Source organism: Gemmobacter caeruleus, from assembly GCF_008271655.1.
In the GTDB taxonomy this organism is placed as follows: Bacteria; Pseudomonadota; Alphaproteobacteria; order Rhodobacterales; family Rhodobacteraceae; genus Gemmobacter; species Gemmobacter caeruleus.
Window position 1 is genome coordinate 24,884 of record NZ_VKKX01000004.1, and the last position, 22,046, is coordinate 46,929.

Below are 22,046 nucleotides of genomic sequence, written 5' to 3' on the forward strand. Positions count from 1 at the left end.
GGGGCCACGGTCCGGGCTCACCCCCGTCGTCGCACGGGACGGCCGTTGCGCCGTGTGGGCGCGTCAGGCGGCGTGTTCGCCTTCCTTGAAGGCGCTGTCGGTGATCTGGCGCAGCAGGCCCGCGTAGTGCTTCAGCGTCCCGACATGGCCCCAATGGATCTCGTCGGGGTGGGTCTCGAAATGGTCGTCGCTCAGGGCCTTCAGGCGCTCCAGGATCACGTCGATCTCTGCCTTGGCGGCGATGAAGGCGTCGAGGGCCTTGTCGTTCTGGGCTGTGCGGCGGGTGGTCATGGCAGGGTGTCCTACACTGAGTTGCATCGTTTCCTTGCGATCAGACTCGCTCTGTCGCGCCGCCTAATCAACTGAATACCAATCGATATCATCAGCTTGATCGGATTATCCACGCCATGAAGGGCATGAGCGAACGCGAGTATGCGGCGCATTCCGGCCTCTCCCGCGGCGGGGTGCAGAAGGCGCGCAAGAACGGGCGGCTGGTGGTCCATGACGATGGCTCGATCAACGCCGCAGCCTCGGACGTTCGGCGGGCGGAGATGACGGATCCCGACCAGCAGCGCCGCAGCCTGGGTGGGGACGGGCTGGCCAGCGGCCCCGGCGACACGACATCCTACATAAAGGCGCGCACGGCGCTGACGGTCTATGCGGCGCAGGAACGCCAGCTGGCCGTCCAGAAGAAAAAGGGGGCGCTGGTCGACCGCGCGCGGGCGGAAACGCTGGTGTTTCGCCTGGCGCGGCAGGAACGGGATGTCTGGGTGACCTGGCCCGGACGGGTGGCCGCACTGATGGCGGCGCAGATCATGGCGGAGGTGGAACGGCAATCCGGGGCATCGGTGACGATCGAGACCGCGATCATGCAGAGGGTGCTGGAAGCCCATGTCCGCGAACAGCTCGACGCCCTCGCCGACCTCCGGGTTTCCCTCGGATGACGACAACGATCTGACGGCCGACCTCGACCTCGGCTTCGATGGCGCCGAGGACCTGCTCCGGGTCTGGCGGCAGGGCCTGCGGCCCGATCCGAACCTGACGGTGTCGGAATGGGCGGATCAGCATCGCTGGCTGTCGTCGCGGGGCGCGGCCGAGCCAGGGCGGTACCGCACCGCCCGCGCGCCCTACCTGCGCGAGATCATGGATGCGCTGTCCCCAGGCCATCCCGCCCAGCGCATCACCTTCATGAAGGCCGCGCAAGTCGGTGCGACCGAGGCGGGCAACAACTGGATCGGTTTCGTGATCCATCACGCCCCGGGGCCGATGCTGGCGGTGCTGCCGAGCCTCGAACTGGCGAAGCGTACCTCGCGCGGCCGTCTTGATCCGCTGATCGCGGATAGCCCCGCGCTGCGCGAACGGGTCAACCCGGCCCGGTCGCGGGATGCCGGGAATTCGATGCTATCGAAGGAGTTTCCCGGCGGCATCCTGGTGCTGACCGGGGCCAATTCGGCAACCGGCCTGCGGTCGATGCCCGCGCGCTACGTCTTCCTCGACGAGGTCGACGCCTATCCAGCCTCGGCCGACGAGGAAGGCGATCCGGTCACGCTGGCTGAGGCGCGGACGACGACCTTCTCGCACCGGCGCAAGGTGTTCATGGTCTCGACGCCGACGATCCGGGGGCTGAGCCGGATCGAGCGAGAGTTCGAGGCTTCCGACCAGCGTCGGTACTTCGTGCCCTGCCCGCATTGCGGAGCGATGCAGTGGCTGCAGTTCGACCGCCTGCGCTGGGCAAAGGGGAAGCCGGAAACCGCCGCCTATCATTGCGAGGGTTGCGAACGCCCCATCGCCGAGCACCACAAGACCGAGATGCTGGCCCGCGGCGAATGGCGGGCAACAGCCGTGTCCAGGGATCCGAAGGCCATCGGCTTCCACCTCTCGGCGCTCTATTCGCCCTTGGGCTGGAAAAGCTGGTCCGACGTCGCGCGGGAATGGTTGGCGGCCCAAGGGTCGGACGAGACGCTGCGCGCCGCACGCAACACGCTTCTGGGCGAGACATGGGTCGAAAGCGGCGATGCGCCGGAATGGCAGCGGCTGGCAGATCGGCGCGAGGTCTGGAAGCCGGGCATGGTGCCGATGGCGGGGCTGTTCCTGACCGCCGGGGTGGACGTCCAGAGGGACCGCATCGAGGTCGATATCTGGGCCTGGGGCCGGGGCCTCGAGTCCTGGCTCGTCGATCACATCGTCATTCCGGGCGGGCCCGATGATCCGGCAGCTTGGGACAAGCTGGCGGCCCTCCTCGGTCGGTCGTGGCAGCACTCCAACGGCGCCTTCATGACGGTGGCGCGCCTCGGCATCGACACCGGTTACGAGGCTGCGGCCGTCTATGCCTGGTCGCGCAAGGTCGGCTTTGAACAGGTGGCGCCGCTGAAGGGCCTCGAGGGCTTCAATCGTGCCGCCCCTGTGTCTGGCCCGACCTATGTCGATGCCACCATCGGTGGCAAACGCCTCCGCCGCGGCGCCCGTCTCTGGTCGGTGGCCACGGCAACGTTCAAGGCGGAGACCTACCGCTTCCTGCGGATCGAACGGCCCTCGGACGAGGACCGCGCCACCGGAATGCTCGACGCTCCCGGCACGATCCACCTGCCCGGATGGGCCGATACCGAATGGCTGAAGCAGCTGGTGGCGGAACAACTGGTCACGATCCGCAACAAGCGCGGCTATGCCCATCAGGAATGGCAGAAGATGCGCGAACGGAACGAGGCGCTGGACTGCCGGGTCTATGCCCGCGCCGCCGCGTGGATCCTTGGCGCCGACCGCTGGGACGAGGCCACCTGGCGACGACTGGAAGCGCAGGCGGGCGTGGAAACACGTCTGCCGGTGGCTGTCGCCGCGGCCGCCACACAACCCGACCCGGCCCAACCCAAGGCCGGAACCCTGACCACGCCACGCCGGAAACGGCGGGCTTACACCCCGAACTTCATGAGGGACTGATGGACCTGGAACGCATGCAGGCCCTGCTGACCGCGCTGCAGGAAGCCCGCTTCGCCGGGCTGCGCAGCGTCAGCTACGACGGCAAGACCGTGAATTATGGTTCGGATGCGGAACTGGCCGCGGCCATTCGCGATCTCGAAGGTCGCATTGCCTCGGCCAGTGGCACATCTGCCCGCCGCCGTCGCTGGGGCACCGTCGCGACCAAGGGGCTTTGACGATGGTCTTCGACGCCTTCCGCGCGCGGCTCGGGTCCATCATCGGTGGCTTCGACGCCGCGCAATCCCACCGCCGCATGCGCGGGTTCCGCGCCACCCGGGCGCATGTGAACACGCTGATCGCCGCCTCAGGCGAGACGATCACCGCCCGGGCGCGCTGGCTGGTCCGGAACAACGGATATGCGGCGAACGCCGTCGATGCCTTCGCGAACCACGTCGTCGGGGACGGCATCAAGCCCTCGTCCAAGATCGCCGATCCCGCAAAGAAAGAGGAGCTGCAGAAGCTCTGGCTCGCCTGGACCGACGAAGCCGATGCAGAGGGGCTGACCGACTTCTTCGGCCTGCAGCGCCGGGCTGCGCGGGAGGTGTTTCTGGCAGGCGAGGTGTTCCTGCGCATCCGCACCCGGCGGCCGGAAGACGGGCTGACGGTGCCGATGCAGCTGCAGATGCTGCCCTCGGAAATGCTGCCCCAGGACATGACCCGCGTCCTGCCCGGGGCGGGGTCGATCCGGCAAGGCATCGAGTTCGATGGCATCGGACGGCGCGTGGCCTATCACTTCCTGCGCCGCCATCCGGGCGACCTGACCGATCCGGGGCTGGCGGGCGAGACGGTGCGGGTTCCAGCCTTCGAGGTGATCCACATCCTCGACCCGGTCGAGGCGGGTCAGCTTCGCGGCGTGTCGCGCTTCGCGGCGGCCGTGGTGAAGCTCTTCACGCTGGACCTCTACGACGACGCGGAGCTGGAGCGGAAGAAGACCGCCGCGATGTTCGCGATGTTCATCACGTCGCCAGCCCCGGAAACCGCCCTCGATCCGGCCGAGGACGATCTGGAGGTGGAACCGGGTCAGGTGGTGCGACTGGACCCGGGCGAAGATGTCACCACGCCGTCCACCCCGGACTCGGGGTCCACCTATGAACCCTTCCAGTACCGGACACTGTTGCAGATCGGCGCCGCGCTGGGCGTGCCCTATGGCTATCTGACCGGCGATACGGCGAAGGGCAACTACTCCAACACCCGGATCGCCTTGGTGGACTTCCGCCGCCGCATCTCGGCCATCCAGCATTCCGTGATGGTCTATAAGCTCTGCCGCGCGGTCTGGACGCGCTGGATGGACATGGCCGTACTGGCGAGCGCCATCGACCTGCCGAGCTATGCAAGTGAGCGGCGGGCATACCTTGCCTGCGACTGGCTTCCGACCAAGTGGGATTGGATCGACCCGGCCAAGGATGCCGCGGCAGAAATCCTGCAGATCGAGGCTGGCCTGAAATCCCGCACGCAGGCCATCGCGGAGCGCGGATACGACGCCGAGCAGGTGGACCGCGAGATAGCTGCCGAACGCAAGCGCGAGGCGGAGCTGGGTCTGGACTTCCGGCGGCCGGGATCGCCCGCACAGGCGGCGGGTGGCGGCGCGCAGCCGGGTGATGCCGAGGGCCAGCGGCAGGATCAGCAGGACGGCAGCAATCAGGAAGACGACGGCGAGGACCGGGAACCCCGGCCCGCGGAGGAAGGATGATGCATCACACTCAGATCGCCCAGCGCGTCTTCAACACGCCCTTGATGGTCGATCCCGCCAAGGCGCTGGCCTTCCTGACCGGGCTTGGTCCGCGGATCGTTGGGCGGGACATCAGCATCGAGGGGCTAGATATCGCTGCCGAAGATCGGGATGCCGCCAAGCTCCCTGCGCGCGCCTCTCTCTTCGGCGATGATCTCACCAACCGCCAGGCGCGGAATGGTGGCCAGCCCTTCGCTGTGGTGGACGGGATTGCAGTGATCGAGATCGCGGGCACGCTGGTGCATCGCGGCGCCTGGATCGGGCAATCCTCCGGTCTGACCTCCTACGAGGGCATCGCCGCCCAGCTTCAGGCGGCGCTCGCCGATCCTGCGATCCGCGGCATTGCGCTGGATATCGACAGCTTCGGTGGTGAGGTCGCGGGAGCCTTCGATCTGGCTGATCGCCTTCGCGTGGCAAGGGCGCAGAAGCCGGTCCATGCCTTCGTCGCCGATCACGCGCTGTCGGCCGCCTACGCCCTCGCTTCCCAAGCCGACCGGATCATCCTGCCCCGCACCGGCGCCGTCGGCAGCATCGGCGTTGTGGCCATGCACAGCGACATGAGCGGGGCGCTCGATCAGAAGGGCATCGCCGTCACGCTGATCCATGCCGGGGCCCGCAAGATCGATGCAAACCCGTATCAGCCGCTACCCGAGGCCGTCCGCGCCCGGATCGCGAGTGAACTCGAAGAATTGCGCCAGCTCTTCGCCGAAACCGTCGCCGAGGGTCGTGGCCGCCGCCTCGACACCCTTAGGGCGCTGGGCACCGAGGCCGCCGTGTTCCGCGGCGAGGCGGCGGTCTTCGCCGGTCTTGCCGATGAAGTGGCCGATCCGGTCACCGCCTTCCGCGCTTTCGCCGCCGCACCTCGCGGCACATCCACCCCCAGAGGAAAGGGCCCGATGATGACCACAGCCCCCGAAGACCATGCACAACTTGCGACTGCGACTGCGACTGCCGCCAGCACTCCGCCGGAACCGGCCCCGCCCGCGGCAAGCGCGCCGCTGCAAGCCACGGCGACCGCTATGTCGCCCGAAGCGATCCGGGCCGAGGCGGCCGAGGTCGCGCAGGTCTGCGCGCAGGCTGCCCGGCTCGGCGTGCAGATCGATGCCGCCGATGCCGTGGCCAAGGGTGTGAAGCCCGAGGCGCTGCGCGCCAAGGTCCTGGCCGATCTCGCCGCCCGCAGCGATGCTGCGGGCATCATCGCCACCGCCCCGGCCATGGGCGCGAAGGAAAGCCCCATCGTCATGGCTGCGAAGAAATCGGCCGCCGCGTCGCGCTGACAATTCCGCCCGCGCTGGGCGCCCCCATCCCCCAACATCCTGGAGACTGAACCATGCCCGTCCTGACGGAACCGCCCAGCATGGGCGACGTCCTCAAATACGAGGTCAACCCGAACTACACCCGCGAAGTGGTGACGCTCCTCGCGGGCATGCCCTATCCCGTCGGCTCGGTGCTGGGGAAGATCACCGCCAGCGGCAAGTACACCCTGTCGCCCGCGACCGGGGCCGACGGATCGCAGGTCGCCACTGCCGTCCTGCTCTATGCCGTCGACGCCACGCTGGCCGATGCCACCGGCATCGTGCTGGTCCGCGGCCCCTCCATCGTGTCGCGCGCGGCCCTCGCCTACGGCGCCACCGTCGATGACGGCACCAAGATCGCCGCCAAGATCACCCAGCTGGCCGCCGTCGGCATCGTCGCCCGCGACGGCGTCTGATCCCCCTCATTCCCCCGGAGCATTCCAATGACCATCGTCCGCAATCCCTTCGACGCTGGCGGCTATTCGCTGGCCGAGATGACGCAGGCCATCAACATCCTGCCCAACCTCTACACCCGCCTCGCCCAGATCGGCCTCTTCCGCTTCGAAGGGGTCAGCCAGCGGTCCGTCATCATCGAGCAATACGAGGGCGTCCTGAGCCTCCTCCCCTCCGTCCCCCTCGGCGGCCCCGCCACCGTCGGCACGCGCGAGGGTCGCTCGATGCGGTCCTTCGCCCTGCCGTGGATCCCGCATGACGACGTGGTCCTACCTGCCGACATCCAAGGCCAGCCTGCGCTGGGCGCGTTCGATGCGGCTGATCCCCTCGTCGAGGTGATGAACCGCAAGCTGCTGCTTATGCGGCGCAAGCATGCCCAGACCCGCGAATACATGGAGATGAACGCGCTGCGCGGCATCGTGAAGGACGGGGCAGGCACCACCCTTTACAACTACTTCACCGAATTCGGCCTCGCGCAAATCTCCGTCGACTTCGTGCTGGGCACAGCCGGAACGAACGTGCAGGGCAAGGTCCGCGAGGTGCTGCGGGCCATCGAAGACAACCTTCTGGGCGAGGCCATGACCAGCGTGCACGCCCTCGTCAGCCGCGAGTTCTTCGACAAGCTGATCGCGCATCCAAAGACCGAGGAGGCTTACAAGTTCTACGCCTCGACCGGCGCCCAGCCCCTGCGCGAGGATGTGCGGCGGAACTTCCCCTTCGGCGGGATCCTGTTCGAGGAATATTCGGGCACCGTCACTCTTTCGACCAAGACAACCGAACGGCTGGTCCCCGCGAACGAAGGCATCGCCTTCCCCTTGGGCACGATGGACACCTTCACCACATATGGCGGCCCCGCGAACCTCTTGGAAACCGCCAATACCATCGGCCTGCCGCTCTACGCCCGCCAGCATCTCGACGAGAAGGGGCGCTGGATCGACCTGATGACCGAGGCCTCGATCCTGCCGGTGAACAAGCGGCCGAGGCTGGCGATCCGCTTGCACACGTCGAACTGACGGACGCACCCCGTGTCCGTCTTTGCCGCCGCCATGGACCGCATCTTCACCCATGCCTCCATGGCGGCCCCGGCCCTCTGGATCTCGGCCACCACATCCGAGGAACGCCCGATCCGCATCATCCGCCGCGCTCCCGACCGCGTGACCGACTTCGGCGCGGGGCGCTTCGTCAGCGACACGACGGTGGTGGACGTCCGCGTGGCCGACCTGCCCGCCCCGCGCCCGGGCGATGTGATCGTCATCGGTGCCGACAGCCATGTCATCCAGGGCGAACCGCTGCGCGACCGGGAACGGCTGATCTGGATCCTCGATCTCCGCCCGGCGTGATTCGATGAAACTGAAGCTCACCATCGATCCTGACATCGTCGCGATGATGCAGGCAGAAGTCGCCGCGGGCGAGATGGCAGTTACCAACGCCATGCGCGAGGCGGGCGCGGGCCTGAAATCCGCCTGGCGCGGGCAGATCACCGGCGCGGGCCTTGGCACCCGGCTCGGCAACTCGATCCGGCTGGCCACCTATCCCAAGGGCGGCGAAAGCCTGAACGCCGCGGCGCTGGTCTGGTCGAACGCCCCGGTGATCGTCGGCGCGCATGACGCGGGGCCGCTGATCCGGTCACGCAACGGGTTCTGGCTGGCCATCCCTACCCCGGCCGCAGGTAAATCAACCCGCGGCGGCCGCATCACCCCCGGCGAATGGGAACGCCGCACGGGGCTGGGGCTGCGGTTTGTCTACCGCCGCCGCGGGCCCAGCCTGCTGGTGGCTGAGGGGAGGCTCAACAGCAAAGGCCGTGCTGTGGCGTCCCGCGCAAAGACCGGCCGCGGGCTGACCACGGTGCCGATCTTCCTCCTGGTGCCGCAGGTCAAGCTGCGCAAGCGGCTGGATCTGGCGCGGGATGCCGAGCGGGCTATCGACGGCGTTCCGGGGCGGATTGTGGCGGGGTGGCGAGCCAACTAAGAACGAGTATGATGTCGCAATTTCACAAGATCTGAGAGATTGAACTCCGTGAAGGAGTAAGCACTAAAGTCGCCATCGCAATACAGGTGCACTGTGTGGAAAGAAAAACTCGAGGAATTTCTTGGCGGCCCGCGCCTGGCGCGTATGGAGCAAAGCCTGGGCAGAGACGCCGCGCAGTACGTTTTTGACAGCACGAATATCTCGCGGATCCCCGACTTCGATATTGCGTGGTTCTTTCGGGCAATTGAGGCTGGATATCTTAGGGAATTGCCGAACGGCGACTTTATTGCGCGACAAGATGGCGGCGTAGAGAGGGTTTATTGGCATCTCAACAAGAGTGATCCGCAAGGCCCAGGTCGGGTTACGGCCGCCGTTGAGGCAATCATTGCCATCGGCGCTGTCGCACGCATGGTCGAGCAGTTTGGTTGGGAAGCTGACAGGATCGGTCTTCAGTTTAAATGGGGTCGCCACTGGCCCTTCGACCTCACGATCCGCGAAGCGGATGGCGGTATCGGCATCCAGTGCGAAGTGAAGACAAGAGCGGCCGAGGTAGACAGTCTTTGCCAATACCTGCAGAATATACTGAATGGAGCGCCTCCGGTCGCCAAGCTTCCGGCCAAGACCAAGTCTAACTTCGAGCCGAAGGCCATGTGCCTGATCGAAACACCACCAAAGGTGTTCTGGGCACTGGGGCCTGATGGATACGAAAAGGTGTTCCGCGTCGCGAGAACTGAGGAAACCAACCGACCGTTACTGATTGCGGCGGAAAACAATGCGCTGCACCGGCTTCATGTCGAAGGCAGCTGAAGGCCAGTCATGCCCACCACCCGTGAACTCGTCCTCGCCGCGCTCCACGCGCGGCTTCAACCGCTTGCTGCCCTGACCCTCCGTGACGAGGTGCTGCCGGAGCGGATCCCCGCGGCGGGGCTGATCATACTGCGCGACGGCCAGCCGAGTGAACCCGAGGTAACGCTTTCGCCGCTGCGCTATCACTACCAGCACCGCGCCGAGCTGGAGGTCGTCGTCCAGGCGGGTAACGGCCGGGCAAGCATCTTTGACGATCTGATCGCCGCCATCGGCACGGCGCTGGAAGCAGACCGGACGCTCGGCGGCCTTTGCGATTGGGTCGAAGCCGAGGCCCCGGCCTCGGTCGACCTGCCCATCGAGGGTGCGGCGGCGCTGAAGGCGGCGGTGATCAGCGTCGTCCTGCACTACACCACCACCGGCCCCTTGGCCTGACATCCCACTCACAAGGAGACCCCAATGGCACGCGCACACGGCGCGCGGGCGCAGATGGCGCTTGCGTTCGAAACCGTTTACGGCACCCCGCCCGTCAGCGGCTATCGGCTGATGCCTTTCGCCCGCACCACGCTGGGCGCGGAACAGCCCCTGCTGAACTCCGAACTGCTGGGCTATGGCCGCGATCCCTTGGCCCCGATCAAGGACGCCGTCACCGCCGATGGCGAGGTGGTGGTGCCGATCGATGTGGAGGCCTTTGGCTTCTGGCTGAAGGCCGCGTTCGGCGCCCCGACCACCACGGGGACCACACCCAAGACCCACACCTTCCAGTCGGGGAACTGGACGCTGCCCTCGATGGCCATCGAAGTCGCCATGCCCGAGGTACCGCGGTTCGCGATGTATGCTGGTTGCGTGATGGACCAGTTGTCCTGGCAGATGAACCGCTCGGGCCTGCTGACCACCACCGCCCGTCTGATCGCGCAGGGCGAAACCATCGCAGCCGCCACCGCGGCAGGGACGCCCACCGCGCTGGGCCTGCAACGCTTCGGCCATTTCAACGGCGTGGTGAAGCGCAACGGTACGGCGCTGGGCAACGTCGTCTCGGCCGAGATCACCTATGCCAATGGCCTCGACCGGATCGAAACCATCCGCAACGACGGCAAGATCGAGGGCGCCGACCCCGGCATGGCGGCACTGACCGGCCGGATCGAGGTGCGGTTTGCCGATAGCGCCCTCGTAACCCAAGCCATCGACGGCACGCCTTGCGAGCTCGAGTTCGCCTACAGCCTCGGCGCGAACGCCAGTTTCACCTTCACCGCCCATGCCGTCTACCTGCCGGTCCCGCGGATCGAGATCCCCGGGCCCCAGGGCATCCAGGCGACCTTCGACTGGCAGGCCGCCCGCGCCGCCAGCCCCGCCCGCATGTGCACCGCCGTCCTCGTCAACACCGTCACGGGATACTGACCATGATCCGCCTGAACCTCACGAACCGGCCCGAATGGCTGGACTTGCTGCCCGGCCTGCGAGTCCTTGTGGCGCCGCTCACCACCGCGCTGATGGTCTCCGCCCGCGCCGATCCGGCCATCGATGGCCTGTCGGAGGCGTCAAGCCAAGAGGACATGGCACTGGCGATGGCCAAGGCCGTCGCCCGCCGCGCGCTGCTGGATTGGGAAGGCGTCGGCGACGATGACGGCAACCTCGTGCCCGTCAGCCCGGCCGGGATCGACGCCCTTCTCGAAATCTGGCCCGTCTTCGAGGCCTTCCAGGCGCAATACGTCGCCCGTGGCCTGATGCTGGATCAGGAAAAAAACGCCTCCGCGCCCTTGCCGACTGGTCCTTCGGCGGGGGCGACGGCTACTGCGCGGCCTGCACGGGCCCCTGCCCGGACTGCCCCGCAAGACTGAACCGACCGCAGACAGTCGAAGGCTGGCAAGTCTGGGACCTCACCCAGCGTCTTGGCGGCCAGCTGCGCATCGCGCCAGGGGCGGTCATCGGATGGGACATGGGGGCGGCCCTCGCGCTGGCACAGGCGCTGGGCGTCAACGCACTGATCACCGCCGAACTGCTGCCCGAGATCGAGGCGGTGATGGTGCGCAAACTCAACGAGCAGATGGAAGGACGCCGGAATGGCTGAGAAGAGGGTCTCCGTCCGCCTTGTGGCGGAGGGCGGACGACGGGTGCGCGCCGAGCTGGAAGGCGTCGGCGAGGCCGGAGCACGCGGGTTTGGCCGCCTGTCGCGCGAGATGGAACTGGCGAACACGCGGCTGGCCGCCTTTGCACGCCGGGCGGGGCTTGCCCTGGGTGCAGCGGCGGCGGCCGCTACAGCCTCGCTCGGGCTGATCGTCCGCTCCGCCGCCGAGAGCGCGGCGCAGATCCGGCAGTTCGCGCAGGTCGCCAATGCCACCCCCGAGGCGCTGCAACGCTGGTCGGCCGGGGCGCGGACGGTCGGGATCGAGCAGGAGAAGCTCGCCGACATCCTGAAAGACGTGAACGACCGGGTGGGGGATTTCCTGCAGACCGGCGGCGGGCCGATGGCGGACTTCTTCGAAAATGTCGCCCCGCGCGTGGGCGTCACGGCCGACCAGTTCGCCCGCCTCTCCGGCCCCGAAGCCCTCCAACTTTACGTCGATACCCTCGAGCGCGCCGGTCTCAGCCAGCAGGAAATGACCTTCTATCTGGAGGCCATGGCATCGGACGCCACGCGCCTGCTGCCGCTACTGCGCAACGGCGGGGCCGAGATGGCCCGGCTTGGGGATCAGGCATCGGACCTTGGCGCGGTGCTGGACAGCGACGCGCTCGAAGCCCTACGCCGCACCCAACTCGCTCTGGGCACCGTATCCCTCGTGTTCGACGGCCTGCGCAACCGCATCGCCGTCGCCGTGGCCCCGACCATCGAGGCGCTGGCCAATGCCTTCGTGGCGCTCGCCTCCGATGGCGGGATCCTGCGCTCGGCCATCGACACGCTGATCGGCAACCTCGGCCGTCTCGCCTCCTACGCCGCCACTTTCGCAGCTGTCATGGCCGGGCGCTGGGTGGCCGGGCTTGCCGCCGCCGCGCTGTCCGTGCGCGGCTTGGCCACCACCTTGGTGTTCCTCCGCGGCGCCCTGATCCGCACCGGGATCGGGGCGTTGATCGTCGGGGCGGGCGAGCTGGTCTATCAGTTCTCGCAGCTTGTCGCCCGGGTCGGCGGCGTAGGGGAGGCGTTTCGCCTCCTCGGCGATCTGGCCCGCGAAGTCTGGTCGCGCATCGGCCTGTCCTTGGACGCGGCCCTCGCGCGGATGGCGGCCGGATGGGAGGGACTGAAGGCGGCGGGACTATCGGCGCTGGAAGGCACCATTGCAGGCGTCGTCAGCTTCGGCGACCGGACGGCGGCGATCTTCCAGGGGGCCTACGACGCTGCCGTCGCCATCTGGGGCAGTCTGCCCGGTGCTATCGGCGACTTCGCCTTCCAGGCAGCGAATGGGCTGATCTCAGGCGTCGAGGCGATGCTGAACGGCGTCGTCACGCGCATCAACAGCTTCATCGAGACCCTGAACGCGGCCCTCGCGCTGTTGCCCGAATGGGCCACGGGCGAAGGCGGCGTGAGGATCGGCATCCTCGACCCTGTGGAACTGGGGCGTATCGGCAATCCGTTCGAGGGAGCCGCGACCGCAGCCGGTGCCGCCGCCGCGGATGCCTTCTCCGCCGCGCTGGCACGCAGCTATCTCGAACCGCCCGATCTCGGCCTCGGGACCATGGCCGACGACGCCCGCGCCCGGGCAGATGGCTATCGCGAAGCGGCCGGAATGCTGGCTGACGCTGCCGGTCGGCCGCTCGCCAGCTGGCAGGCGCTGAAGGATGCCGTGACCGGCACGGGGGCCGAAGCCGAAACCGCTCTGTCGGATGCCGCCGCTTCTGCCGATGCCCTGACTTCCGGGCTGAACGACACCGCCACCGCGGCCGATGGCGCGGGCGGCGCCGCGCGTGACGCCGGGGCGGCTGCGGCGCAAGGCACGGACACCGCCCTCACTGGCTGGCAAGCAGTCACCGCCGCGCTCGCCGACTATGCCGCCAAGGCGCGCGACATCGGTGGGGATATCGGCAGCGCGCTGGTGGGCGCCTTCCAGAGCGCCGAGAACGCCATCGGTGACTTCGTGAAGACCGGCAAGCTCGACTTCCGCGACCTGGTCACCTCGATGATTGCCGATCTCGCAAAGCTGGCGGCGCGGCGGTTCATCCTCGGCCCCATCGCCAATGCCCTTTCCGGCGCGCTGGGCGGCGCGGGCGGGATCTTCGCAAACATCCTGCATGCGGGCGGCATGGTCGGCGCCCCTGGTCCCGGCCGCATGGTCCCTGCCTTGGCCTTCGCGGGCGCGCCGCGCATGCACAGCGGGGGGTGGGCCGGTCTGCGGCCCGACGAGGTGCCCGCGATCCTGCAGCGGGGCGAGCGGGTCCTTTCCCGGCGCGAGGCGGCAGGGTACGGCCAAGCCAGCGCCTCGACGGTCAATGTCACGATCAACGCCCGCGACGCCGAGAGTTTCCGCCAGTCGCGAACGCAGGTCGCCAGCGACATCGCCCGCGCCGTGTCGCTCGGCCGCCGCGGCATGTGAGGAACCGCCATGGCATTTCACGAGGTCCGGTTTCCGGACAACATCAGCCGGGGCGCGCGTGGCGGTCCCGAACGGCGCACACAGATCGTCGAATTGACGAGCGGCGCCGAGGAGCGCAACGCCAGCTGGGCCAACAGCCGCCGCCGCTATGACGTCGCCTACGGCATCCGCCGCGCCGACGATCTGGCGGCGGTCGTCGCCTTTTTCGAGGCAAGGAATGGCCGCCTCCACGGCTTCCGCTTCAAGGACTGGGCCGACTTCAAGTCCTGCCTGCCGTCACAGACGCCCGCCTCAACCGATCAAACCATCGGCACTGGCAACGGGTCGGCCACGCAGTTCCAGCTGGCCAAACGCTACACCTCGGGCGCGCAGTCCTGGACGCGGGCCATCACCAAGCCCGTCGCCGGAACGGTGACCATCGCCTTGAACGGCACGTCCCAGGCTTCCGGCTGGTCGGTTTCCACGACCACCGGTCTCATCACCTTCACCACGGCGCCCGCCGCTGGCATGTCCATCACCGCAGGCTTCGAATTCGACGTCCCCGTCCGCTTCGACACCGACGCCCTCGACGTCACGCTCGACCTCGAACGCCTCGGCTCGATCACTTCCATCCCGCTTCTGGAAATCCGCACATGAAATCCCTGAACCCGGCGCTGCAGGCCCATCTCGAGGACGGCACGACAACGCTCGCGTGGTGCTGGCGCATCACCCGCGCCGATGGTGTGACCTTCGGCTTCACCGACCACGACCGAACGCTGTCGTTCGACGGCACCGAGTTCGAACCGGAAAGCGGGCTGACCGCGTCAGAGGTCCGGTCGGGATCCGACCTGTCGGTCGACGCGCAGGACGCGCAAGGCGTGCTGTCGTCGGACCGGATCACCGAGACGGACATCCTCGACGGACGCTGGGACGCCGCAGTTGTCGAGGTCTGGCGGGTGAACTGGGCCAGCCCGGCGCAGCGCGTGCTGCTGCGCCGAGGGGCCATCGGCCAGATCCGACGCGGGCGGCTGGCCTTCGTGGCCGAGGTGCGGTCGCTGGCGCACATCCTTGGCCAGACGGTCGGGCGGACGTTTCAGGCGAGTTGCGACGCCGCGCTGGGCGATGCGCGCTGCGGCGTAAACCTCGAGGCCCCGGTCTACAAGAGAAGCGGCGCGGTGATCGACGTACTGCGGGATCGGGCCTTCACCGCTTCCGGCCTTGGCACCTTCTCGGCAGGCTGGTTTGCCTTCGGGCTGGTGGAATGGTCGACCGGCGCGAATGCCGGGCGGCGGGTCGAGGTGCTGTCGCATGACCTCGTCGATGGCGTGGCGATCCTGACCCTGCTGGAAGCGCCGGTGCGTCCGATCACGGCGACGGATGCCTTCGTGATCCGGGCGGGCTGCGACAAGCGTATCGCGACCTGCGGGACGAAGTTCGCCAATGTCGCCAACTTCCGGGGCTTCCCCCACATCCCGGGCCAGGACGCGGTCCTGCGCTACGCGACGAAAGACGGCGGCCATGAGGGGGCGGTGCTGTGATCGTGCCCGTCCCGGCCGCCGATCCGGCCCGCGTCATCGCCGTCGCGCGGTCGTGGCTTGGCACGCCCTACCACGACCAGGCCAGCCTGCGCGGGGTCGGCTGCGATTGCCTCGGCCTCGCGCGCGGCGTCTGGCGCGAGGTGGTCGGGCCAGAGCCGTTCCCGATACCGCCCTACAGCCGGGATTGGGGCGAAACCGGGCCGCGCGAGGTGCTGGCCGATGGGGCGAGGGAGATGATGCCGGAGGTTCCGGTGCAATCGGCAGGCCCCGGTGCGCTGGTCCTGTTCCGGATGGTGCCGCGCGCCATCGCCAAGCATGTCGGCATCCTGACCGGTCCTGACACCTTCCTTCACGCCTATGAACGCCTCGGCGTGATCGAGGAACCGCTAACACCCACCTGGCGACGCCGCATCGCCTTCGCTTTCAAATTCCCTGCACGCTGAGATTTTCCCATGGCCACCTTAGTCCTCGGCGCTGTCGGTTCCGCCATCGGCGGGGCCTTCGGGGGCGCGATCCTCGGCTTCTCTGGCGCAGCCATCGGCGGCTTCATCGGATCGACCATCGGGTCGGTGGTCGACAGCTGGATCGTGTCCTCGCTGGCGCCTGCTCAGAAGATCGAGGGCCAGCGCCTCGACAGCCTGCGGATCACCTCGGCCACGGAAGGCGCGATCATCCCGCGCCTCTACGGGCGCATGCGCATTGGCGGCAACATCATCTGGGCCACGGATTTCCGCGAGGAGACGAAAACCACCACGCAGGGCGGCGGCAAGGGCAGTGGCGGCGGCCGGGTCCAGACGACGGAATACCTCTACTACGCCAGCTTCGCAGTCGCCTTTTGTGAAGGCCCGATCACCGGCATGGGGCGCATCTGGGCCGACGGCAAGCCGCTCGACATGACCGGGATCACCTGGCGCTGGTATCCGGGGAACGAGGCGCAAGCGGCCGATCCGTTCATCGCGGCGAAGATGGAAGCGGCGAACACCCCGGCCTATCGCGGCACGGCCTATGTGATCTTCGAGGAATTGCCGCTCGCCACATACGGCAACCGTCTGCCGCAGCTCAGCTTCGAGGTCTTCCGGCCGCTCGCGGATCCCGACACCGCCGAGGGGCTGGTGAAGGCGGTGACAATGATCCCCGCCTCGGGCGAGTTCACCTATGCGACCGAAGCCGTGCGCAAGACCGTGGGTGCCACGGCCACGGTGTTCGGCCAGACGACCGGCGGCACCACCTCGGCCGAGAACCTGAACGCGTTGCCGGATGAAGCCGACATCGTCGTGGCGCTGGACCGCCTGCAGGCCATGGCCCCGGCCGTCGAGAGCGTCAGCCTTGTCGTCGCCTGGTTCGGCAACGACCTGCGCGCGGGCAACTGCACGATCAAGCCAGGCGTGGAGGTGGCGGCGAAAGTCACCAGCCCCAAGGTCTGGACGGTCAACGGGGTTTCCCGCGCTGCAGCCCATCTCGTCAGCCGCGATGCCGAGGACCGACCGGTGTATGGCGGCACGCCTGCAGATTTCGCGGTGGTGCAGGCGATCCGCGAGATTAAGGCGCGCGGGCTGCGGGTGACCTTCTATCCCTTCCTGCTGATGGACGTGCCGCCCGGCAACACGCTGCCGAACCCCTACAGCGCGAATGCCGCGGCGCCCGGCCAGCCCAGCTTCCCCTGGCGCGGCCGGATCACCTGCTCCCCGGCGGCAGGATTCGCAGGGACCGTCGACAAGAATGCCGCAGCGGCGACGCAGATCTCGGCCTTCTTCGGCGCGGCCACCCCGGCACAGTTCGCGATCTCTGGCGACACGGTCAGCTGGACCGGCCCGTCCAGCGACTGGGGCCTGCGCCGCATGATCCTGCACTATGCCCATCTCTGCGCGGTCGCGGGCGGGGTCGATGCCTTCCTGATCGGGACCGAGATGCGTGGACTGACGACGATCCGGTCGAACGCCAGCGCCTATCCGGCCGTCACCGCCTTCAAGGCGCTGGCGGCGGATGTGAAGGCCATCCTCGGGCCGGGCACCAAGGTCGGCTATGCGTCCGACTGGTCCGAGTATTTCGGCCACCAACCGGGGGACGGCAGCGGCGATGTCTATTTCCACCTCGACCCGCTCTGGTCCGATGCCAACATCGATTTCATCGGCATCGACAACTACATGCCGCTCTCCGACTGGCGGGATGGCTTCGACCATGCCGATGCCCTACAAGGTTGGCCTGCGATCCATGATCGCGGCTACCTGCAGGCCAACATCGCAGGCGGCGAGGGCTTCGACTGGTTCTATGCCAGCGCGGCCGACCGGTCGGCGCAGATCCGGACGCCCATCACCGATGGAGCCGCGGGCAAGCCCTGGGTGTTCCGCTACAAGGATCTGCGGGCCTGGTGGTCAAACCCGCATTTCAACCGGCCGGGCGGGGTGGAGAGCGGCACGCCGACGGCATGGGTGCCGCAATCCAAGCCTGTCTGGTTCACCGAACTGGGGTGCCCCGCCATAGACCGGGGCACCAACCAGCCGAACGTCTTCTTCGACCCGAAGTCGTCCGAGAGCTTCACGCCTCACTTCTCCCGCGGCTGGCGCGACGATGCGATCCAGCGCGCCTATCTCGAGGCGAGCTACCTCTGGTGGGACGCCCCAGCCAATAATCCGGTTTCGGCCATTTACGGCGGCCGGATGGTGCATGTCCCCGAATGCGCCGCTTGGACCTGGGATGCCCGACCCTATCCGTTCTTTCCCGAACTGACCGGGATCTGGACGGATGGTCCGAACTGGCGGCTAGGTCACTGGCTGACGGGCAGGCTCGGCGCGGTGTCATTGGCCGCGCTCGTGCGCCATCTTTGCCTGCGCGCCGGGCTCAATGAGGCGTTAATCGACGTCAGCGGCCTCTGGGGTGCAGTCGAGGGTTATGTGATCGGCGCGCTGGAAAGCCCCCGCGCATCGATTTCCACGCTGGCCCGCCACTTCGGCTTCGACGCCATCGAGACGGAGGGCATGATCCGCTTCGTCATGCGCGGGCGGGCGTCCAGCCTGACCCTCACGGTGGATGATCTCGTCGCCAGCCGCGAGGGCGAGGCTTTCGAGCTGACCCGCGGCCAGGAGACCGAACTGCCGCAGGCCCTGAAGTGGCAGGTGGCGCGGGCGGATGAGGACTATGACGCCGCCCTCGTCGAGGCCCGCCGCATCACGGTCGATACGACGCGCATCGCTTCCGAGTCCTTCCCCATGGCAATCCCGCCCGAGGAAGCCGAACGCCGCTGCCGCCGTGCGCTGATGGAAGCCTGGATCGGCCGGGAAAGCGCCACCTTCCGCCTGCCACCCTCGCGACTGGCCCTCGATCCAGCCGACGTGATCCGGCTGGCGCATGATGGCCGTGAGGTGGAATTCCGCCTCGTCTCCGTCGCCGATGCCGAGGCGCGCGGGATCGAAGCCGTCCGCCAGGATCGGGCCGCCTACGACCTGCCGCCCGGCGATCCCCGACCGGCCTCGCTCGCCAGCCCCGTCGTCTTCGGCACGCCGGATGTGGTGATGCTGGACCTCCCGCAGATCTCTGAGGACCAGCCTGCGCATCGCCCCCTGATTGCCGCGCATGCCAGCCCCTGGCCCGGCGAGATCGCGGTCTTCCGCAGCGCCTCAACGGATGGTTTCAACCTGCTGACCACCTTCGGCAGTCGGGCCCGGATCGGCACGCTGGCCTTCGACTTCTTTCCCGGCCCAACCTCGCGCTTCGATCTGGGCAACGCGCTGGTCGTCGATCTCCTGTCGGGAACGCTGGAGAGCGTGACGGATGTTGCGCTGTTCGGCGGGGTCAATGCGCTGGCGGTCGAGAGTACGGCTGGCCAATGGGAGATCGTGCAAGTGGGTCAGGCAGAACTGGTCGCACCCGGCCGCTATCGCCTGTCCCGCCTCCTACGCGGCCAGCGCGGAACGGAACATGCCATGGGCAATCCGACACCGGCCGGGGCGCGGGTCGTGGTGCTGGACACGACACTAGCCTCCCTGCCCATCGCCGAGGCTGACCTTGGCTTGCCTTGGAACTGGCGTGTGGGTCCAGCCGCGCGTTCTGTCACGGATGACAGCTATGCTGCGCTGGGCTTCACCCCGACCGGGCGGGGTCTTGTGCCCTTCTACCCGGTCCATCTCGAACAGCCGTGGCGGGTCGCGCGCGCCCCAAGCGATCTGACCATCCGCTGGACGCGGCGCTCCCGCGCGCTGGTCGCCGATGCCTGGGAACAGGTCGAGGTGCCGCTGGACGAAGACGTTGAGTCCTACGATGTGCAAATCCTCGACGGCGCTGCGATCAAGCGCACGCTGACCAGCAGCACGCCCTCCGTCCTCTACACCGCCGCGCAGCAGACTTCCGATTGGGGCGCGCCGCTCGGGCCCGGCCAGACGCTGGCGATCCGCATCTACCAGCTCTCGAGCCGCCTCGGCCGCGGCACGCCCGCGTCCGTGACCCTCCAGTTCTGACGGGATTTCCCATGTCCGATACCACGACTCATCTGGGCCTGCCGTATCTTCTGGCCGCCCAAGCCCAGAAGCATGTCACCCACAACGAGGCTCTGCGCCTGCTCGATGCCATGGTGCAGCTCTCCGTCCTCGATCGCACACGGACGGCCCCGCCTGCCAGCCCGGCCGACGGAAACCGGCATCTGGTCGCTTCGGGCGCGACCGGCCTCTGGGCCGGATGGGATCTGAACATCGCCTTCTGGGTGGACGGCGCGTGGATCCGGCTGGTGCCGCGCATCGGCTGGCTCACTTGGGTCGCGGCCGAGGGCCTGTTCCTCGTCTGGACCGGCAGCGCCTGGGATGTGGTGGGCGAGCCCCGCGATGTGTCGGACGCGGTCTTCAGCCTGGTGAACGACGCAGATCCGACGAAGAAGGCGACCTTCTCGCTGGCAGGGATCAGCGCCGGGACGACGCGCAGTTTCACCCTGCCGAACACGTCTTCCGAACTGGCGATCCTCGCAGGCACCCAGACATTCACCGGCAACAAGACCTTCTCTGGCACGCTGACAGCATCCGGAACCGTGACGGTGTCGGCGGGGTCGGCCAGCATCGGGACGGCCACGACGACCGCCACCTACGGGATGGGCACCGGCGCCACGACCACGGGCGTGACCAAGACCGTGAACCTCGGCACGGGCGGCGCGTCCGGATCAACGACGGTCGTGAACATCGGCTCGGCGACCGCCGGGGCGGGCGGCACGACCGTCATCAACACCCCCTCGGTCACCTTCGCCAATGCCGTGACGCAGGTCGGCATGCCGCAGGCGAACCTGACCGCGCAGCTTCTGGGCCTCGGCGGGGCGACGGCCGACAGCTACAACCGGCTGTCGGTCAACACGCCCGCAGTGCTGCTGAACAACGCTGGCGCGGGGATCGAGGCGACGGTGAACAAAGCCGCCGCAGGCAATGACGCTGCCTTTGCCTTCAAGACCGGGTTTTCGGCTCGGGCGCTGATCGGTCTCCTTGGCAATGACGATTTCAGCTTCAAGGTCAGCCCGGATGGCTCGGCCTTCTTCGACGCGATCCGGATCGATCGCACCAGCGGCCAGGTGGAACTGCCGCAGCCGACAGTTCTGCCGGGGCTGAGCGCTGCGCCGACCCCGCCGCCCGCAGGGAAGGCCGCCGTCTACGCCCGCAACCGCGCCGGGGCGCCGTGGATCGACGTGATGCGCCCCTCGGGGCGGGACTTCCCCCTGCAGCCGCATTTCGGGGTGAACCGGATCGCCAACTGGGCGCCCTCCACCGGCACGACGATCACCAGCGAAGGCCTGCCCGTCACCTCGGTCGGCACGGTCTCGCATCCCACGCTGGCCGTCACGAACCTCGCCGCCTCGATGCGCCGCTGGCGTCTGACATCGGCGGCGATCGCGGACTCGGTCTCCGATCAGCGATCCGCTGGCTGGGCTTGCTGGCGCGGCAATGCGGCGGGCCTCGGCGGCTGGACCTTCGTGACGCGTATCTCGCTGACGACGCTGCAGGCGACAGGCATGGGGTTCTTCGGGCTCTATGGATCAACCGCAGCACTCGCCATCACGCTGACGCTGGCCGCCGTCGTCAACTGTATCGGCATCGGCTTTCAGCGCGGCACCCACACCCGCTGGCAGCTGGTCGCAAACGACGGCACCGGGGCTCCGACCCTGACCGACATGGGCGCGAGCTTCGCCATCGCCACAGGCGGCGTGCTGACGCTCTTCATCGCCACCCCGCCGAATGGCAGTTCGGTCTGGGTGCGCGTCGTCGACGAGGTCTCAGGCGCGATCTTCGAGCAGGAGATCACCACCGACCTGCCCGCCGCGACGCAATTCCTGTCGCCGCGGCTGTTCCTGAGTACCGGCGCCACGGCCGCCGCAGTCGCTTACGACTGCGCTGGGGTCTATGTCGAGACGGATTTCTGACCGACCGCGCCTCGCGGCAATGAAAGGACCACCATGAACGACCAGACCACTCTCGCCGGGGAGGTCGCGCGGGCCTTTCGGGACCACGGGATCACCGCCGCGCTGACCGCCCTGATCGGCGGCACCATGGCCCTGATCGCGGCGATCACGCGCAAGGCTTTCACCAACGAGGCCCTGCTGGATCGTCTTGATCGCGAACTCATCACCGAACGCGACCGGACTGACAAGCAGCGCAGCGAGGATCGCAAGGTCGATGGCGACCGCCTCGACCGGATAGAGACCGACATCCGCTCGATGCGGGACATGCTCTTCGACGCCTTCCAGCGCGGCCGATCCGACTGACCGCCTGGCGACCATACCACGACGACCACATCCCCCGCCCCAGAGGCGGGTTTTTTC

22 protein-coding genes are annotated in these 22,046 nt (G+C 67.9%); 21 read left to right on the forward strand and 1 reads right to left on the reverse strand.

The window, feature by feature from the left end:
• Positions 1-63: 63 nt before the first annotated feature.
• Positions 64-291, reverse strand: coding sequence for a hypothetical protein (locus FOA17_RS01105; RefSeq protein ID WP_149139674.1), 228 nt, complete (start codon positions 289-291; stop codon positions 64-66).
• A 116-nt stretch (positions 292-407) separates the two neighbouring features.
• On the opposite strand from FOA17_RS01105, the gene FOA17_RS01110 reads away from it, so the two are divergent.
• The 21 genes from FOA17_RS01110 to FOA17_RS01205 all read left to right on the forward strand — a co-directional run bounded on the left by FOA17_RS01110 (position 408) and on the right by FOA17_RS01205 (position 21,989).
• Entirely contained in the window at positions 408-944 is a 537-nt protein-coding gene (locus FOA17_RS01110) for a hypothetical protein (RefSeq protein ID WP_149139675.1), read from the forward strand.
• A complete protein-coding gene (locus tag FOA17_RS01115) occupies positions 892-2,934 on the forward strand; it encodes a phage terminase large subunit family protein (RefSeq protein WP_149139676.1) in 2,043 nt (680 codons plus the stop codon). Before FOA17_RS01110 ends, FOA17_RS01115 begins: the two co-directional genes overlap by 53 nt.
• The gene (locus FOA17_RS01120; protein ID WP_149139677.1) at positions 2,934-3,149 is read left to right on the forward strand and encodes a phage head-tail joining protein; all 216 of its coding nucleotides are present in this window, start codon (positions 2,934-2,936) and stop codon (positions 3,147-3,149) included. The genes FOA17_RS01115 and FOA17_RS01120 overlap by 1 nt, the downstream gene beginning before the upstream one ends.
• A 2-nt stretch (positions 3,150-3,151) precedes the next feature.
• Positions 3,152-4,663: a phage portal protein gene (locus tag FOA17_RS01125; RefSeq protein ID WP_149139678.1), complete on the forward strand. Its 1,512-nt coding sequence runs from the start codon at positions 3,152-3,154 to the stop codon at positions 4,661-4,663.
• Positions 4,663-5,979 (forward strand): S49 family peptidase, encoded by a 1,317-nt coding sequence (locus FOA17_RS01130; protein WP_149139696.1) that lies wholly within the window; start codon positions 4,663-4,665, stop codon positions 5,977-5,979. Before FOA17_RS01125 ends, FOA17_RS01130 begins: the two co-directional genes overlap by 1 nt.
• A gap of 53 nt (positions 5,980-6,032) precedes the next feature.
• Entirely contained in the window at positions 6,033-6,413 is a 381-nt protein-coding gene (locus tag FOA17_RS01135) for a head decoration protein (RefSeq protein WP_113900854.1), read from the forward strand.
• Positions 6,414-6,440: 27 nt separating this feature from the next.
• Positions 6,441-7,463 carry a major capsid protein gene (locus FOA17_RS01140; RefSeq protein ID WP_149139679.1) on the forward strand — a complete coding sequence of 341 codons (1,023 nt, stop codon included), beginning with the start codon at positions 6,441-6,443 and terminating at the stop codon, positions 7,461-7,463.
• Positions 7,464-7,475: 12 nt separating this feature from the next.
• Positions 7,476-7,790 (forward strand): head-tail joining protein, encoded by a 315-nt coding sequence (locus tag FOA17_RS01145; protein ID WP_149139680.1) that lies wholly within the window; start codon positions 7,476-7,478, stop codon positions 7,788-7,790.
• A 4-nt stretch (positions 7,791-7,794) separates the two neighbouring features.
• Positions 7,795-8,418 carry a DUF6441 family protein gene (locus FOA17_RS01150; RefSeq protein ID WP_149139681.1) on the forward strand — a complete coding sequence of 208 codons (624 nt, stop codon included), beginning with the start codon at positions 7,795-7,797 and terminating at the stop codon, positions 8,416-8,418.
• Positions 8,419-8,511: 93 nt separating this feature from the next.
• Positions 8,512-9,225: a hypothetical protein gene (locus FOA17_RS01155; protein ID WP_149139682.1), complete on the forward strand. Its 714-nt coding sequence runs from the start codon at positions 8,512-8,514 to the stop codon at positions 9,223-9,225.
• A 9-nt stretch (positions 9,226-9,234) separates the two neighbouring features.
• The gene (locus tag FOA17_RS01160) at positions 9,235-9,657 is read left to right on the forward strand and encodes an acyl-CoA transferase (protein ID WP_149139683.1); all 423 of its coding nucleotides are present in this window, start codon (positions 9,235-9,237) and stop codon (positions 9,655-9,657) included.
• Positions 9,658-9,681: 24 nt separating this feature from the next.
• Positions 9,682-10,620 (forward strand): phage tail tube protein, encoded by a 939-nt coding sequence (locus FOA17_RS01165; RefSeq protein WP_149139684.1) that lies wholly within the window; start codon positions 9,682-9,684, stop codon positions 10,618-10,620.
• A gap of 2 nt (positions 10,621-10,622) precedes the next feature.
• Entirely contained in the window at positions 10,623-11,060 is a 438-nt protein-coding gene (locus FOA17_RS01170; RefSeq protein WP_149139685.1) for a hypothetical protein, read from the forward strand.
• Positions 11,061-11,128: 68 nt separating this feature from the next.
• Positions 11,129-11,290: a DUF7697 family protein gene (locus tag FOA17_RS20255; RefSeq protein ID WP_420841669.1), complete on the forward strand. Its 162-nt coding sequence runs from the start codon at positions 11,129-11,131 to the stop codon at positions 11,288-11,290.
• Entirely contained in the window at positions 11,283-13,745 is a 2,463-nt protein-coding gene (locus FOA17_RS01175; RefSeq protein ID WP_149139686.1) for a phage tail tape measure C-terminal domain-containing protein, read from the forward strand. The genes FOA17_RS20255 and FOA17_RS01175 overlap by 8 nt, the downstream gene beginning before the upstream one ends.
• Before the next feature lie 9 nt (positions 13,746-13,754).
• Entirely contained in the window at positions 13,755-14,381 is a 627-nt protein-coding gene (locus tag FOA17_RS01180; protein WP_149139687.1) for a DUF2460 domain-containing protein, read from the forward strand.
• Positions 14,378-15,262: a DUF2163 domain-containing protein gene (locus FOA17_RS01185; protein WP_149139688.1), complete on the forward strand. Its 885-nt coding sequence runs from the start codon at positions 14,378-14,380 to the stop codon at positions 15,260-15,262. Before FOA17_RS01180 ends, FOA17_RS01185 begins: the two co-directional genes overlap by 4 nt.
• Positions 15,259-15,705, forward strand: a complete 447-nt coding sequence (locus FOA17_RS01190) for an NlpC/P60 family protein (protein WP_238991683.1) — start codon at positions 15,259-15,261, stop codon at positions 15,703-15,705. The genes FOA17_RS01185 and FOA17_RS01190 overlap by 4 nt, the downstream gene beginning before the upstream one ends.
• A 9-nt stretch (positions 15,706-15,714) precedes the next feature.
• Positions 15,715-19,713: a baseplate multidomain protein megatron gene (locus tag FOA17_RS01195; protein WP_149139689.1), complete on the forward strand. Its 3,999-nt coding sequence runs from the start codon at positions 15,715-15,717 to the stop codon at positions 19,711-19,713.
• 11 nt (positions 19,714-19,724) lie between these two features.
• Positions 19,725-21,647 carry a DUF2793 domain-containing protein gene (locus tag FOA17_RS01200; RefSeq protein ID WP_149139690.1) on the forward strand — a complete coding sequence of 641 codons (1,923 nt, stop codon included), beginning with the start codon at positions 19,725-19,727 and terminating at the stop codon, positions 21,645-21,647.
• A 33-nt stretch (positions 21,648-21,680) separates the two neighbouring features.
• Positions 21,681-21,989 (forward strand): hypothetical protein, encoded by a 309-nt coding sequence (locus tag FOA17_RS01205; RefSeq protein WP_068767754.1) that lies wholly within the window; start codon positions 21,681-21,683, stop codon positions 21,987-21,989.
• Positions 21,990-22,046: the final 57 nt, after the last annotated feature.